The 15,846-nt window shown below is 36.2% G+C and carries 12 protein-coding genes and 1 pseudogene; all 13 read left to right on the forward strand.

The window, feature by feature from the left end; translation table 11 throughout:
• Window positions 1-16: 16 nt before the first annotated feature.
• The 13 genes and pseudogenes from I7822_RS26865 (at window position 17) to I7822_RS26925 (ending at window position 15,828) form a co-directional block, all read left to right on the forward strand.
• Window positions 17-688, forward strand: a complete 672-nt coding sequence (locus tag I7822_RS26865) for a TrkA C-terminal domain-containing protein (protein WP_207982122.1) — start codon at window positions 17-19, stop codon at window positions 686-688.
• Window positions 689-830: 142 nt separating this feature from the next.
• Complete coding sequence (locus I7822_RS26870) at window positions 831-1,088, forward strand: GlsB/YeaQ/YmgE family stress response membrane protein (protein ID WP_207982123.1); 258 nt, start codon at window positions 831-833, stop codon at window positions 1,086-1,088.
• Between the two features lie 657 nt (window positions 1,089-1,745).
• A complete protein-coding gene (locus I7822_RS26875; protein ID WP_207982124.1) occupies window positions 1,746-3,035 on the forward strand; it encodes an ABC transporter substrate-binding protein in 1,290 nt (429 codons plus the stop codon).
• A 134-nt stretch (window positions 3,036-3,169) separates the two neighbouring features.
• Entirely contained in the window at window positions 3,170-4,120 is a 951-nt protein-coding gene (locus I7822_RS26880; RefSeq protein ID WP_307847896.1) for a carbohydrate ABC transporter permease, read from the forward strand.
• A gap of 14 nt (window positions 4,121-4,134) precedes the next feature.
• Window positions 4,135-4,974, forward strand: coding sequence for a carbohydrate ABC transporter permease (locus I7822_RS26885; RefSeq protein WP_207982126.1), 840 nt, complete (start codon window positions 4,135-4,137; stop codon window positions 4,972-4,974).
• A gap of 182 nt (window positions 4,975-5,156) precedes the next feature.
• Complete coding sequence (locus tag I7822_RS26890; protein ID WP_307847897.1) at window positions 5,157-5,750, forward strand: ABC transporter ATP-binding protein; 594 nt, start codon at window positions 5,157-5,159, stop codon at window positions 5,748-5,750.
• Complete coding sequence (locus I7822_RS26895; RefSeq protein WP_207982127.1) at window positions 5,743-6,774, forward strand: efflux RND transporter periplasmic adaptor subunit; 1,032 nt, start codon at window positions 5,743-5,745, stop codon at window positions 6,772-6,774. The genes I7822_RS26890 and I7822_RS26895 overlap by 8 nt, the downstream gene beginning before the upstream one ends.
• Window positions 6,775-6,790: 16 nt before the next feature.
• On the forward strand, window positions 6,791-9,616 hold the full coding sequence (locus I7822_RS26900) for an ABC transporter permease (RefSeq protein WP_207982128.1): 2,826 nt from the start codon (window positions 6,791-6,793) through the stop codon (window positions 9,614-9,616).
• A gap of 1 nt (window position 9,617) precedes the next feature.
• Window positions 9,618-10,502 carry an ABC transporter ATP-binding protein gene (locus I7822_RS26905; protein ID WP_207982129.1) on the forward strand — a complete coding sequence of 295 codons (885 nt, stop codon included), beginning with the start codon at window positions 9,618-9,620 and terminating at the stop codon, window positions 10,500-10,502.
• Window positions 10,503-10,720: 218 nt separating this feature from the next.
• Window positions 10,721-11,314: a YesL family protein gene (locus tag I7822_RS26910; RefSeq protein WP_207982130.1), complete on the forward strand. Its 594-nt coding sequence runs from the start codon at window positions 10,721-10,723 to the stop codon at window positions 11,312-11,314.
• Window positions 11,315-11,347: 33 nt separating this feature from the next.
• Window positions 11,348-12,274 (forward strand): aldo/keto reductase, encoded by a 927-nt coding sequence (locus I7822_RS26915; RefSeq protein ID WP_207982131.1) that lies wholly within the window; start codon window positions 11,348-11,350, stop codon window positions 12,272-12,274.
• Between the two features lie 257 nt (window positions 12,275-12,531).
• Complete coding sequence (locus I7822_RS26920; RefSeq protein WP_207982132.1) at window positions 12,532-13,017, forward strand: hypothetical protein; 486 nt, start codon at window positions 12,532-12,534, stop codon at window positions 13,015-13,017.
• 292 nt (window positions 13,018-13,309) lie between these two features.
• Window positions 13,310-15,828 (forward strand): annotated as a pseudogene (locus I7822_RS26925) (SNF2 helicase associated domain-containing protein).
• The last annotated feature ends 18 nt before the right edge of the window (window positions 15,829-15,846 follow it).

A 15,846-nucleotide genomic window follows, 5' to 3' on the forward strand; every position in this document is an offset into this window, starting at 1 on the left:
GTGGGGTGAATATATATTGACACTACTATTTTTACTCATTTATTTTGCAATTATTATGACGGTTATTGAAATTCACGTGATTTTATTTCATTTAACAGGACTAAAGAAGGAGGTGTCAAGATTTCAGGTTATTTCAATGATGACGGGGACAGGCTATACAACAGGTGAATCAGAGTTTATTTTATCCCACCCATTAAGAAGAAAGCTTGGAATCTTTTTAATCTTGTTTGGTGCATTTTCACTAGCCGTTATTATCTCTTCTGTTAGTAGTCTATTAGAGGATGATCTTAGAACAAGTGCCATCCTATATATAGCAGCATTTGTCATTTGTGTTTTTAGTATGTTAAAAGCACCATTTGTTCAGAAATTCCTCTTAAGGAAACTTGAACATAAAAGTAGAGTAATAGAAAAAGATACAACTACATTACCAATAAGAGAAGTCTCGTTAAAGGAAGAAGATGAGCAAGTATTTGAATTTCAAATAAAGGGTGATTCTCCTCTCATAAATAATAAAATGACAGAGATCATGAAAGAGCATGATTCAGTCGATTTTGTTGTCTTAATGATTAAAAGAGAGGATGTAAAGATTCGAAACAATATCGAGGAAGCAAAATTACAATCAGGAGATCAGCTTTATTTATTCGGAAAAAAACAAGAAATTGAAAAGACATTCACATTAGAGAAATAGTAAGTAGAGTTATTCTCTACATTTCTTCTAATCACAAATCTATTTAAAAATTTTTTAGAATAATAGTTTAGGACTTAAGAGAAGGGGTATTTAATTATCAACAACATAAATTAAAACTTAAAATTCTAAAGGAGTGTTGAAGATGGAATTTCTTTGGGCATTAATAATTGGAGGTATAATTGGTTGGTTAGCTGGATTAATTGTAGGTAAAGATATACCAGGAGGAGTTATCGGTAATATCATTGCAGGATTTATTGGAGCTTGGCTTGGTTCACTTATATTTGGCCATTGGGGACCAGAGGTTGGTGGCTTTTATATTATCCCAGCGTTAATTGGAGCAATCATCTTAGTCTTTATAGTAAGCTTTATTATGAAAAGTATGCGAAAACACGCTTCATAATGATTTATCAGAATAATGATAATGGTGTAACTACTATTAGGGACAGTCCCCTCAATTTTGGGATCTGTCCTTTTTTACTGTCTAGGAAATTATAAAAATTTTGTACTGTGGATAAGCGCTTGGCATCCAGCTCCAGCGCCTAGCCCTCTTGGGTCTACAGCCACTTAAGAATTGAAGGTAAAGAACACCTTCTATTCTTAAGCGTCTTATTTGCCCGATACTGTTCAAGGCGCTTGCGCTTTTGTTCCTAATATCATCATATATATATAAACTTAAAAATAGTCATTCATTAAAGCTAAGTATGAAACACTTACTCGGTTTTTTGTGCAATATTGAGTGAGTATTAAAACCTATCTGGATTATAGTTGTATCTTACTTACTAGTTATTAAAACATATCCCAACTATACTTAAATAATTTTTCATCAACAATTTACAATAAACTACATAATATTCCTTTCTTACATTGTTAAATACGACACTAACTAATAGGAATTGTAAATACTTGTCGATTGCTGTTGGGGATATCAGAAATTAGTCGAAGTTTGCAGAATGAAAACCCTTACAAAAATATTTACAATGGCGAATTATCAGAATATAATTAGAGACAAGCAAGTTAGTTTAATGGTTAAACTTAAGAGAAAAAGGGGGAAATTGGTATGGTGAAAAAGCTTGGGGTACAAAAGCTAGTCCTACTCTTGTTTAGTGTCATTCTTTTATTTGGAGCTGCAGCTTGTAGTAGTAACAACACATCTAGTGATGAAAAAGATAGTGGTGGAAAAACAAAGTTGACGATTTGGTTATGGCCAAACATGGGGATTGAAAAACAAATTGAACAATATGCAAAAGATAATAATATTGAGGTTGATATTCAAACATCAGAATTTGAAGATGTACATAGTAACTTAACTACAGCGTTGGCTGCAGGTAGTGGTGCTCCTGACATCTCTGCTATTGAAGTAAAAGGAATCGATAAAATGAAAGCGAATCCAGATCATTTTCATAACCTTCTTGATTTAGGTGCAGAAGATGTAAAAGGCGATTATTTAGACTGGAAATGGCAGCAAGCATTAACTGCAGATGGTAAACACTTGCTAGGTTTACCAACAGACATTGGGCCACAAGCAATGGCGTATCGTACCGATATTTTTGAACAAGCAGGTTTACCAACAGATCGTGAAGAAGTAGCAGCACTGTTTAACACATGGGATGACTATCTTAAAGTTGGCGAACAAATTAAAGCAAAAACAGGTAAGGCATTAATTGATTCTCCAAATGGTGCTTATACAGTCTTAGAGGGACAAGGTGACGAAAAGTATTATGATAAAGACGGAAATATCATTGTACAAGACAATGCTCAAATCAAAAAAGCATATGATTTTGCAATGGAGATCATTGATAAAGATTTAACTGCAGGATTTGAACAATTTTCATCAGAGTGGGGAACAGGGATGTTAAATGGTGATTATGCAACAATTCTTGCACCCGCATGGATGATGACATCCATGAAAGCAACTGCACCTGATGCTGCAGGAAAATGGGATATGACATTACTTCCAGAAGGATCAGGTAACTGGGGAGGTTCTTTCTTAACAATTCCAAAAGAATCTAAGAATGCTGAAGAGGCATATAAATTAATCAAGTGGCTGTTATCACCAGAACAACAATTAGTAACATTTAAAGAATCTGGTAATTTCCCTTCTACACCTGGAATCTACAATTCTGAAGAAATTCAGAGCTTTACTAGTGAATATTTCAATAATGCACCTGTAGGGAAAATTTATGCAGAAGCTGCTCAAAAAGTAAAACCTATTATTGAAGGACCTGAGTCCATCCAAGTTGAGCAGATTATCGGTGATGCCATTACTCGTGTGAAGGACGGGCAAGCGAAACCAGATGCTAGCTGGGATAAAGCAATGGAACAACTTGAACGCGAATTAGCTCGCTAATTGTAAAAGCTAAAGTCGTAAACGAATAATATTAGCGTTTTACTAATCGTTAGTTTAAAAGTTCAAAAAATGAGAGACTGGTTATCTATCAGTCTCTCATCTTTAAGATGCTACTTAAAAGGGGGAAGATAAGCGTGGCCTCAAATTTAGAAGTGAATAAGAACGGTACAATCGGGACAGTCACGAAATCTAAAAAAACGTTGAAACAATCAACGAAAGATCATATTTCAGGATATTTATATATTTCTCCATTTTTTATCATTTTTGGTGTGTTTGGTCTATTTCCAATTATTTTTACAGCTTATATTTCGTTTCATAAATGGAACATTTTAGGCACAAAAGAGTTTGTTGGCTTTAATAACTATCAACTCCTATTTACAGATCCTCTCTTTTGGAAGGCGTTAGGTAATACATTTAGTATTTGGTTTATATCCACTTTACCCCAATTATTTCTTGCATTAATTTTTGCTTTTATTTTAAATTCTGCCTTACTTAAGGGAAAAGAATTTTTCCGTTTAGCTGTTTTCTTACCAAATATAACCTCTGTTGTGGCTGTAGCGATTATCTTTGGTGCCATCTTTGGAGAACATTACGGTATTCTAAACTACCTCCTATCGTTTATAGGTGTTGACCCAATTAACTGGAAGGCTTCCTATTTAGGTACTCATATTGCCATTTCCGCCATGGTAATGTGGAGATGGACAGGTTATAACACGATTATTTATTTATCTGCCCTCCAAAGTATTCCAAAAGATTTATATGAGGCAGCTACAATTGATGGTGCGAATAAAATGCAGCAGTTTTTTTACATAACGATCCCAATGATACGTCCTATGGTGATTTTTACCGTTATTTTATCAACAATTGGCGGAATGCAAATCTTTGCCGAGCCGCTAATGTTCTCTGGAAACGGAGGAGGAGCATTAGACCAAGGACTTACAATGACTCTCTACTTATATGAAGAAGCATTTGTACGGAACTCATTTGGTTATTCATCAGCAATTGCTTGGGTACTTTTCCTAATTATTGTTCTTTTCTCTTTAGTCAATCTATTTGTTACAAACCGAATCAAATCTGCTGAATAAGGGTGTGAATTGAAATGAATGAAGTAGGAGTTAAACGGTACAGCCCTGGAAGGATTATTACTTATTTATTGCTGACTGTTATGGCATTTCTATCAATCTTTCCATTTTATTGGATGTTTGTTATTGGATCTAACCATACATCTGCAGTCAATAAATTTCCACCAGCAATGTTGCCTGGTATGAATTTTATTGAAAATGCGCAAAAGGTTTTTGTGAATATCGATTTCTTTAAGGCGATTATGAACTCAGTAATTACGTCTACAACGATTACAGTTTCTGTTCTGTTCTTTTGCTCATTAGCTGGCTTTGCGTTTGCAAAATTAGAGTTCAAAGGTAAGAACTGGTTGTTCATTTTTATCATTGCGACAATGATGGTACCTTCTCAATTAGGGATCATCCCTTCCTACATGATTGTTAGTAAATTAGGCTGGATCGATAGTTTAAATGCCGTTATTGTACCAGCAATGGTCAATGCGTTTGGGGTCTTTTGGATGAGACAATATATATCAGCTACAATTCCAAATGAACTTTTGGATGCAGGAAGAATGGATGGCTGTTCAAATTTCACGTTATATTGGAAAGTCGTATTGCCGTCTGTACGTCCAGCAATGGCAACATTAGGCTTAATTACGTTTATGAACGTATGGAACGATTTTCTTTGGCCACTAGTTGTATTAAAGGATCGAAGCATGCATACGATACAAATTGCCCTAAGAACATTAAATGGTGCATACTATCAAGATTTTGCGATGATTTTAGCTGGAACATTTATGGCAACCCTTCCGATATTAATTGTATTCCTCATGTTTAGTAAACAATTTATCGCAGGGTTAACTGAGGGGTCTATTAAATAATAATAGTGAAGAATTAAGGAAAAGAGAGTGTGTTTGCTCTTTTCCTCTTTTAATTTGTGAGAATAGGAGCTTTGTATTGAAAAATAAATAGGAGGTGACTAGCAATCAATACCGTTGTTGAAATAAAGGATGTTGAAAGAGTATATGGTAGCGGCAATCGAAAAGTACAAGTATTAAATCAAATTAATCTTTCCATCAAAGAAAATCAACTAATAGCCTTAAAGGGAAGATCTGGTTCTGGAAAAACAACTTTGCTGAACCTAATAGGTGCACTAGATCGACCTACAAACGGAGAAATCTATTTTCAAGGGGAGCCTCTTAGCCAGTTAAATACGAAGCAGCAAGCTGAATATCGCAGAACGAAGCTTGGCTTTATTTTTCAATCTCATGGACTTGTTCCACTTATGACTGTTGAAGAAAATATTGAATTTGGACTTCGTGTTGCTGGTATACCACGAGAGGAATGGGATTCAAGAGTTCAAGAGGCCATTGACGTAGTTGGATTAACAAATCGAGCAAAACATCGTCCGTATGAACTTTCCGGCGGTGAGCAGCAAAGGGTGGCAATTGCACGAGCAATTTCAACTGAACCGCCACTTATTTTAGCGGATGAACCTACAGCTGAATTGAATAGTACAATGGCCTTTCAAATTGTTCAAGTGTTTAAAAAACTGGTAAACGAGAAAAAAACGACAATGATTTTGACAACACATGACCCAGCTATTATGGAAATGCTGGATAAAGTGTATACATTGGAGGATGGAAGTATTGAATGAAACGAAAGGCTTTCGATTTTTCACAAATTCATGTCTTTCATTGGCTCTACTGATCCCTTTGTCAGCTTGTTCACTACTTCCTAAAGAGGAACCTGTGCTTGCTCCTCCTTTAGTAGAGCCTGCAAAGATTGAATACGATACTGTTGAAGTGAAAAAAGGCGATGTTATTAAACGTGTAAAAGGCTTAGGTACATTAACACCTGCAGTAAATCAACCTTTATCTTTTTCACAGTCAGGTAGCCGCTTGAAAAAGGTGAGTGTGAAAAAGGGAGAGATCGTAAAAAAGGGTCAGCTCATTGCACAATTGGATTCTGGAAGCTTAACAGTTGAATTAGAGTTAGCAGAAATTGAATTAAAGAAGGCAGAAATAAAAGTTAAGCAATTACGTGCACAGGCAGCAGATTCATACTCACTTGAATTGGCTCAATTAGATATTGATGGCCTGCAAATCCGAGTTGAAAATCTTAGAAGTGAGCTGGAGAAAACAAAAATGACGTCACCTATAAATGGGATCGTTACATTTATTTCCGAAAAAAAAGCAGGGGATGCTATTGAAGCATTTGAATCAATTGTTCATGTTGCCGATACATCAAATTTACAACTCGTTTACTCGGCTATCAGTGGTGATGATGTAGTAGATACAAAGGTTGGTATGAAAGCAGAGATTTTGATTAATGGGAAAACACTGACAGGAAAAGTCGTCCAAACACCTTCGGAAGTTCCGATCGAAAAGCTTGAACAGAACCCTGATTTGTATCAACGAAGTATTTTTATGGCCATTGAAAAGCCACCAAAGGATATAAATGTAGGAGAATCTGCTGATTTTGAAATTATTACTGCGCAGAAAAAGGATGTCCTTATTATTCCAAAGAGTGCCTTAAGAACTTTAGTTGGCCGTGATTACGTACAAATATTAGATGGTCAAGCAAAGCGAGAAATTGATATTGAAAAAGGGCTTGTTTCAGCAACTGAGGTTGAAGTTATTAGTGGCTTAGAAGTGGGAGACACAGTCATTTTGAAGTAGGAAGAGGTGAGCAAGAGTGGCGCTTTTAAAAATAATCATTCAAAAAATGTTGAATAATAAATGGTTAACCTGCAGCTTATTCCTTGGGCTTTTAATGACTGTTTCACTTGTCTCAAGTATACCCACCTATACCTCAAGCGTGTTACATAAGCTATTAGTAAAGGAATTGGAACAACATCAAATTGATAATAAACAATTTCCGGGGGAATTTTCTTTTTTAACAAGCTTTTCAGAAGGGAAAAACTCAGTAGAAGCTACGGAGGAAATCGAAAGAATAAATGATAGGCTTACTACTGAAGTGAATGTACCGATCCTAACGAATGCGACAGTCTTAAATACGGTTCCTTTCAACATCTATAAGGAAAACATGACAGAAGCTGATAAGCATGGGAGATTTGTTAGTCTCACAAATATTGAGAAGCATATTACCATTACGGATGGACGACTTCCATCCAAAACTGAGAATGGGATAATCGAAGTATTAGTACCAGAGAGAACGTTGAAAAAAAGAGGAATTGTCTTAAATAATAAATTACGAGCAGAAGAAGGGAATCAGAAATTCTCAGTCATTCCAGTCGGTACATTTCGTGCAAAAGAACAAAATGATCCTTATTGGTCGATTCCACCTGAACGATATACCGATGATTTCGTTGTATTAGAGGAAACATTTGAAAAAGAGCTTTTAAAAGAAGAGTTTCTCGCATCAGCACGTTTTTATTCAGCTTGGGATTATCATGCCATCGAAAATCAGCATCTCCCCTCCTTACTTCAGTTAGAGGGAAATGTAAAAGCTGAAATTAGTGATGTGATTGACGCAAATGTAATTGTTAATTTTCCGATTGCAGATATTTTAGCAACATATGAGAAAAAAGAGGAACAGTTAAAGACAATGCTATGGTCCTTAAATGTGCCTGTCCTTGTTATGCTAGCACTCTACCTCTTTATGGTTTCACGCTTAATTGTAAATCGACAGCTTAGCGAAATATCTGTTTTATCCAGCCGTGGGGCAACAAGATTGCAAATTATGTTTATCTATTTAATCGAGATTGGAATTCTAGGAGTCATTGCATTTTTAATAGGTCCACAGATTGGAATGTTAATGTGCAAATTATTAGGTGGGACAAACGGCTTCCTTCAGTTTGTACAAAGAGAGTCCTTACCTGTGCGAGTAGGAGCTGAATCATATCTATATGGTGCAATTGCCTTAATAACGTCAGTTTTTATGATTATGATCCCAGTGTATCAAGGATCGAAACAAAGTATTGTTCATCAAAAACAACTTGCAGCAAAGGCCATGGCAAAAACGAACTGGCTAACACTAATATTAGGACTAATTCTGATTGGAATTTCAAGTTACGGGCTATATGTATTTAATAATCGGAAGCCAGTAGCAAATCAAGAGTTATTTGTTGATCCGATTTTATTTTTTATTCCAGCTCTATTCATCATTGGGCTCGGGCTAATTCTGTTACATCTTTACCCGTTTCTATTAGGAACAATATACAAGCTAGGAAAAAAATATTGGAATCTTTCACTTTACAGTACATTTATTCAAGTAAGTCGCTCCATAAAGCAGTATCAATTTCTAATGCTTTTTCTCATCATGACTATTGGTGTTGGGGTATTTAGCGCAAGTGCAGCAAGAACACTTAATGAAAACTTTGAGCAGCAACTTCGCTATGAAAATGGAGCTGACCTTACTATAGATGTGAAGTGGGAAAGTAATGATGTTCATGCAACATCAGAAGTAGTTGCGCCTGCTGAGACGAATGAATCAACTGGAGCAACAGAAGTAGCAACAGAAACACCTGTATCGCCAGCAAAGGAAATAGTTTATACAGAGCCTTCATTTGAACCATTTTTACAAATAGAAGAAATCGATCATGCAGCAAAGGTGCTTCGGGTGAATGGTATGAAGGCAGAAGCAAAGGGAAATAGCCTATATTCCTTCGAGGTAATGGGTATTGAACCGAAGGAATTTGGGCAAACAGCCTGGTTTAAGCCATCCTTACTTCCACATCACTGGTACGAGTATTTAAATTTATTAGCTATAGAACCGAGCTCGGTATTAATCTCAAGCTCTGTGGCAAAATCACTTGGAGTAAAGGAAGGAGATTACATTAAGCTTGATGGCGATCAGACAAACACGATGGAAGTTGTCGTGTATGGAATTATTGATTATTGGCCAGGTTATCTCCCGAAAAAAGCTGAAGAGGATGAGGAAGAGCCAGCATTAATCATTGCTAATTTACCTTATATTCAAAATGCAATGGGGCTAGAACCCTATGAAGTCTGGTTAAAGGTAAAGCCTGATGCATCTAGGGAGACTTTATATGAAAGTTTAAAACAGGCAAATCTTCCAATCCTAGAAATGAATGATGTTCATCCAGAGTTAGTAGAGTTAAAAAATAGTGCCTTTTTATTAGGATTAAATGGAACACTTTCTCTAGGATTTATCATCTCGATTTTAATTGCCTTTATTGGGTTTCTATTATTCTGGGTTTTAACGATTAAGTCGAGGGTCCTTCAATATGGGGTGTATCGAGCAATCGGAATTCCACTTCGTAAACTGATAGGAATCCTTTTATATGAACAAGTATTTACATCAGGAATTGCTTGTTTACTAGGTTTAATAATCGGTGGAATGACAAGCGTCCTTTTCGTACCACTTTTTCATCTCTCAATGGATAACCAGTTACCTTTCCAAGTATTGTTCGATCCAAGTGATGAACAAAAAATATATTTATTTGTTTCGTTCATGTTAACAGTAGGCTTATCGATTTTAGTCGTACTAGTGAAAAAAATAAAAATCTATCAAGCAATTAAGTTAGGTGAGGACTAGCATGATACAGTGTAAAGATTTAGTTAAAATTTATAAAGTGGATGATGAACATGAAGTCATGGCTCTACAGGGCTTAGATCTTGATGTACAAAAGGGCGAATTAATGGGGATTATCGGTAGCAGTGGAAGTGGAAAGTCTACACTATTAAACATGCTTGGCGGCTTAGATAGACCTACAGCTGGAAAATGTGTCGTTGATGGCAAAGACCTACTAAGGTTGCAGCCTAAGGAGCTAGTCAGCTATAAGTTGGAATCAGTTGGCTTTGTTTGGCAAAACAATGCTCGTAACATCATCCCTTATTTAACTGCAATCGAAAATGTAGAGCTACCCATGCTATTAAAAGGGCGCCATAAACGGGAAAGAGCAAAAGAATTACTCGAGTTAGTTGGTATGGGACATCGTTTTCATAATAAGTTGACCATGCTTTCTGGTGGAGAGCAACAGCGTGTTGCCATTGCCATCTCACTTGCCAACGATCCTAACCTCTTATTAGCTGATGAACCTACAGGAAGTGTAGATTCAAAAACAGCAGATGTTATTTTAGGTGTTTTTAGAGAATTAAATCGAAGTCTTCACAAAACAATTGTGATTGTGTCACATGATACGGAATTAACAAAGAAGCTTGATCGTGTCGTTGCGATTAGAGACGGAAAGACGTCTAGTGAAATTTTGAGAAAATCCTATTATGAAGCTGAAGAACATCTACTAAATGAAAAAGAGATGAAAGCGGAAGAAACCCATGTAGAGCTTGCTGTCATTGATCGTGCTGGAAGAATTCAAATCCCTCGTGATTATTTAGATTCGATTGAGCTTGGAGAATCAAACAAGCTGCGAGTTGAGCTAGAAGATGGAAAAATTATGTTGGTGAATCCGAAAAGTTCATGATAATGTATTTGTCAGTTATTGTCGAATGGTCGATATATTAGAGTAATCGGTTGATATTCTTCTCATTCTGGACAATAAAATGAACCAATCCGACAATAAAACGAAATTACGGACAATAAGTCATTTCCTTGGCTAAGCAGTAGTTTGACTCTTGCCGATGGAAAATGAAAAAACGGCTCAATTTGTGCCTGTTTTAAACTAGCATGAGGTGATAAACAATGAATGTAATGAATGGTAAATTCACTCGCGTATTGGAACTTCTATCAAACTTTTTTTTATTAAACCTGATTTGGCTGCTAATGTGTCTTCCGATTGTCACGATCTTCCCAGCGACAGCAGCGATGTTTGGTGTTGTAAGACAATGGATTTTACATGATGATACAGCTGTATTCACAGTCTTCATGAAATACTTCAAGGAAAATTTTAAACAAAGCATGGTAATTGGTATCCTCTGGGGGTTCTTTGCATTTATTTTATATATGAACTTTACCCTTATGCTTCAGCTTGGAGCAATGAAATTCATCCTATTACCTTTCGTAGTTCTATTTAGCGTATTAATGGTTTTTACAACCGTTTATATTTTCCCGGTAATGGTTCATTACAAACTAAAAGTTTTTGGGGTTATTAGAAATTCATTTTTATTGTCTATGAGCTTTTTGCCATCTAGTTTACTAGCTACTCTTGTTCTCGTTGGAATGTTTGTTCTGTTTCTATGGCAACCTTTTACGGTTTTTATCAGCTTTAGTGTAGGAGGTTATCTCATTTTCACACTTTGTAATAAGGTTTTTACGAGGAAAGAAAATTACAACTAGTCTTAAAATCAACAAATCGATGGAGGGATTGGTATGAAAAAGATTCATGTAAATGGTTTGGATAAGGACTGTTCGCAAATTGTCCTTGGTTCGATGATGTTCACACCTAGTAATATGGAATTTGCATCAGAATTATTAAACGCATATGTGGATGCGGGAGGTAATACAATTGATTTAGCACATATTTACAATAATGGCGAAAGTGAAAAGGCTGTGGGTTTATGGCTGAAAGAAACGAACCTACGAGACGAAATCGTGATATTAGATAAAGGGGCCCACCCTGATGAAAACGGACCACGTGTTACACCTGAAGCAATTGAACAGGATTTGCAAGAGAGCTTACAACGATTACAGGTTGAACATATCGACATCTATATGCTACATCGCGATGATCCTACAATTCCTGTTGAAGTTATAATTAATGCATTAAATAAACATATTCAAGCTGGACTTGTACAAGCAATTGGTGTCTCAAACTGGACAACAAACCGCATCCAAGAAGCAAACGAATATGCTGAAAAGAACAATCTAATCGGGTTTGCGGTCAATAGCCCGAACCTCTGCTTAGCCAAAGCAAATGAGCCAAGATGGCCAGGATGTGTATCAGTAGATGAAAAGGACAAAAAATGGCACACCAAAAACCAGCTGCCTTTATTTGCGTGGTCATCACAGGCAGGAGGCTTTTTTACAGGGAGATTCACACCTGAAAATCGTGAAAATAAAGAAATGGTCCGGGTTTATTATAATGAAGTAAACTGGGAACGCTACCGTCGAGCAGAAAAGCTAGCATGGAAAAAAGGGGTGACGACAAATCAAATAGCTTTAGCATATGTCTTAAACCAGCCATTTCCAACATGTGCCCTTATCGGACCAAATAATATAGAAGAGTTCCAATCAAGTATAGTAGCAAGCAGTGTAACTCTTACTTCGGAAGAAATGAAAGAATTGGAGTCTGATTGAATAACAAAGGAAAAAAACAAATAAAAACAACGATAAAAAGCAGTGCAATTCACAAATGGAATTGTACTGCTTTTATTACTTTTCTAAAATTGTTAAGATTTTTGAGAAAAGTAAACCAGCAGAAAATGAAAAAGCATTAAAGTAAATAATCACAATAGGTATCAAGGATTTGAAAAGAGGAGTGAACGTAATCTGTATTCATAAATTTCTTTAACCTGGAAACCATATTATTAAAAAGTGACGTTAGGGGACTAAGTATGGAGACGCTTATTAAGAATTTAAATTTAGAAGCTAAAGGACTTTGGTTACCAATAACGATATCAATAATTTTACTATTGGTTGCTCTTCTAATGCCAAAGAAGAATATAGGTTGGAGAGAACTTTATATTACAATGGGTGTAATCGGACTTGTAACTTGGGTTGCAGATGGCATATTTGCCAGATTTTTAGATTTAGTTGATTTTGGTCATCCTAAAATTTCAGGTATAGGTGAACTTATAACGTATAGCTTTGTTCCTTCATCACTTGCAGTTATTTATTTAAACTACTTAAATCAAGCGAATAGGTGGAAATTAGTAATAATATTTACACTCATTTCAATTTTAATTGAATGGTCAGTGGTCCAGGTAGGGTATATGAAACTTACTCATTGGAACCATCTGTTTAGCATACCTATATTCATTATTGTGTATAGTATCATCCTACCTTTACACTTTAAGCTAATACAATGCAATAAAGATTAAATGAATACATAACTATAAAGTGGCTTTTTTCAAACTTATTAACAGGGACCTATTCAAATTGATGAGTGGGTCTTCTTTTCTTTGTTTAGAATATTTTTTCGAACATACAAACTAAAAATATGCCCTCCTTATGATACAATCGTGATGTTCATAATGATATCTTGTTGAATTCTTGCTCATGCAACAACGAGTATAATCCTATAATTACATGACCATTTCATATGAAACGAAATATCCTCAAGAAGGAGAAAGGCATTTGAACATAAAATTAAACCGAAAAATCATTATAGAAATGTGCGGTTCCTCCTCCTTCAAAAGAGGGGACGCATTTTATCGCGCGAATAAAGTAACATTTGAATATTACAGTCCTGATGGTTGTGAAGCAACTGTTTCAGGTACGGAAGATTTCTATGTCACCATTGATCAGGATAAAGGTGGAGATTTTCACACGAAATGTAGCTGTCCCACACTTGCTTCCTTTCAAAAGGATTGTCAGCATGTTGCCGCTGTTTTACTGTCGATTTACGAACATCAGCGTAATGGAACTATTCCTATTAGTAGAAGCAACCATCAGTCTGAGTCTACAACAAATTCATCATTAACAAATGATCTATTGTCCCTTTTTAATGAACAGCCTTTACGTTCAAGTGGCCATCAGCTCCACTTTGAAAACAGGCAAGTACTTGATACTGAGCTCATGTGTAAACCTATTACTATAGGCAAGGGACGCTATATGTTTGGAATAGAAATCAAGATTGGTCCAATTAATGTTCAAAATATTAGGGGATTTCTCGAGCATGTGAAGATTGGAAGACCATGCTTGCTTTCTAATTCATTCACATACAATCCAAACCTTCATTGTTTTCCAAAAGAAACAGATGAGGTGATTAAGCAGCTCATTGAAATTATCTATGATGAAAAGATGTATCTTGGGGCATTGCCGGAACCTTCAGATTACGTAAGTCATAATCATCTCTTATTAATTCCTCCATCTTCTTGGAATAAGCTTTTTCCATTACTAGAGAAAGCACCCTTTGTGAAGCTGGAAAATGACGGATATATATATGAAGGTCTTCAATTATCCAATGAGCCACTTTCTTTACAGTTTGACTTTACTGATACAGAGGGCAGGGGATATCACCTGAAGATCAAAGGGATGAATCGAATGGTTGTATTGGAATCATATAATTCTGTCCTTTCAGATGGAAAACTAATTAAGCTTAAAAGTGAGGACTGCAAACGACTTTTACACCTAAAAGAGATGCTAGATGGTTCAGGAACGAATCAAATTCCGATTCCTCAGGAGCAAGTTGGTATCTTTCTAGATAAAGTGGTGCCAGGCTTAAAAAAATTAGGCCATGTACAATTATCGGGAAGTATGCTGGAACAGCTTGAAAAGACACCGTTAATAGCCAAGCTATACTTAGATAGGGTGAAAAATCGCCTGCTTGCAGGGATAGAGTTTCATTATGAAAATGTGGTGATTAATCCATTGGAAAGTTCCCCCAAGCTCCAATCAAGCTCTATTCTCATAAGGGATGTAGAGAAGGAGGAGGAGATTTTGCAGCTTATGGATAACAGCTCGTTCGCCAAGACGGACGGCGGCTACTTTTTGCATAATGAAGAACTGGAGTATGAATTTTTATACCATGTTGTTCCAAAGCTCCAAAAGCTTGTCCAATTATATGCGACTACAGCAGTGAGAAACCGAATATTTACAGGAAATGCTCGGCCTCAGATTAGGATAAAGATGAAAAAGGAGAGAACGAATTGGCTGGAATTCAAATTTGAAATGGACGGGATTCCAGAACAACACATTCGAGAAGTACTTTTGGCTCTAGAGGAAAAGCGAAAGTACTACCGCTTAAGGAATGGATCGATCCTCTCGTTGGAAACTAGGGAATTTGAAGAAATTAAACGCTTCATGAATGCACTTCCTGTACAGAATGAAGATCTAGAAAGTGGCTTGAATGTACCTATTGTCCGAGGTTTACAGCTATTAGATACTGTTGATGATACTAATACCTTTACAGTAGAGGAATCGTTTCGTCAGTTTTTGGAAAATCTTAAAAATCCAGACAGATTGAAATTTGACGTACCAAAAAGTCTGGAGCCGATTTTACGGGACTACCAAAAACATGGCTACAAATGGATGAAAACACTTGCTCATTATGGGTTTGGAGGGATCCTTGCAGATGATATGGGATTAGGGAAAACGCTGCAAAGCATTACGTTTGTACGATCAGAGCTTGCTAACATTCGTAATAAGCAGCATCCGGCACTTATTGTTTGCCCCTCATCCTTGACGTATAACTGGCTTAGTGAATTCATGAAATTTGCCCCTGATGTCCAAGCTGTTGTCATTGATGGTGATAAAACAGAACGGTGCAATATCCAGAAGGATGTAAAAGATATAGATGTAGTCATTACATCTTACCCGTTGTTGCGAAGGGACATTAAATGGTACGAAAAACAAGCCTTTCACATTGTTTTTTTGATGAGGCTCAAGCCTTTAAAAACCCGGTTACTCAAACAGCAAAAGCGGTGAAGAAGCTTCAAGTAGATTATCGCTTTGCCCTCACAGGTACACCTGTAGAGAATTCACTTGAGGAGCTATGGTCGATTTTTCACGTTGTCTTTCCAGAACTATTCCAAGGATTAAAGGATTATAGTAACCTCACAAGAAAAGCGATTGCTCGGAGTAATATGGTACCTATAGATAGGACACTTATAAAAGAGTGTTTCATCTATAGGTATTTTTTTATATACTTTAATTTCAAGATAATGGGGATTAGGGGACAACATGAGTAAAATAACATTTTCAACTAA

The sequence above is a fragment of the Metabacillus bambusae genome, assembly GCF_017497975.1.
Taxonomy (GTDB): Bacteria; Bacillota; Bacilli; order Bacillales; family Bacillaceae; genus Metabacillus; species Metabacillus bambusae.

Coding starts and splice junctions, on each gene's coding strand:
- I7822_RS26870 (WP_207982123.1), top strand. CDS start 831: ATGGAATTTCTTTGGGCATTAATAATTGGAGGTATAATTGGTTGGTTA.
- I7822_RS26875 (WP_207982124.1), top strand. CDS start 1,746: ATGGTGAAAAAGCTTGGGGTACAAAAGCTAGTCCTACTCTTGTTTAGT.
- I7822_RS26885 (WP_207982126.1), top strand. CDS start 4,135: ATGAATGAAGTAGGAGTTAAACGGTACAGCCCTGGAAGGATTATTACT.
- I7822_RS26905 (WP_207982129.1), top strand. CDS start 9,618: ATGATACAGTGTAAAGATTTAGTTAAAATTTATAAAGTGGATGATGAA.
- I7822_RS26910 (WP_207982130.1), top strand. CDS start 10,721: ATGAATGTAATGAATGGTAAATTCACTCGCGTATTGGAACTTCTATCA.
- I7822_RS26915 (WP_207982131.1), top strand. CDS start 11,348: ATGAAAAAGATTCATGTAAATGGTTTGGATAAGGACTGTTCGCAAATT.
- I7822_RS26920 (WP_207982132.1), top strand. CDS start 12,532: ATGGAGACGCTTATTAAGAATTTAAATTTAGAAGCTAAAGGACTTTGG.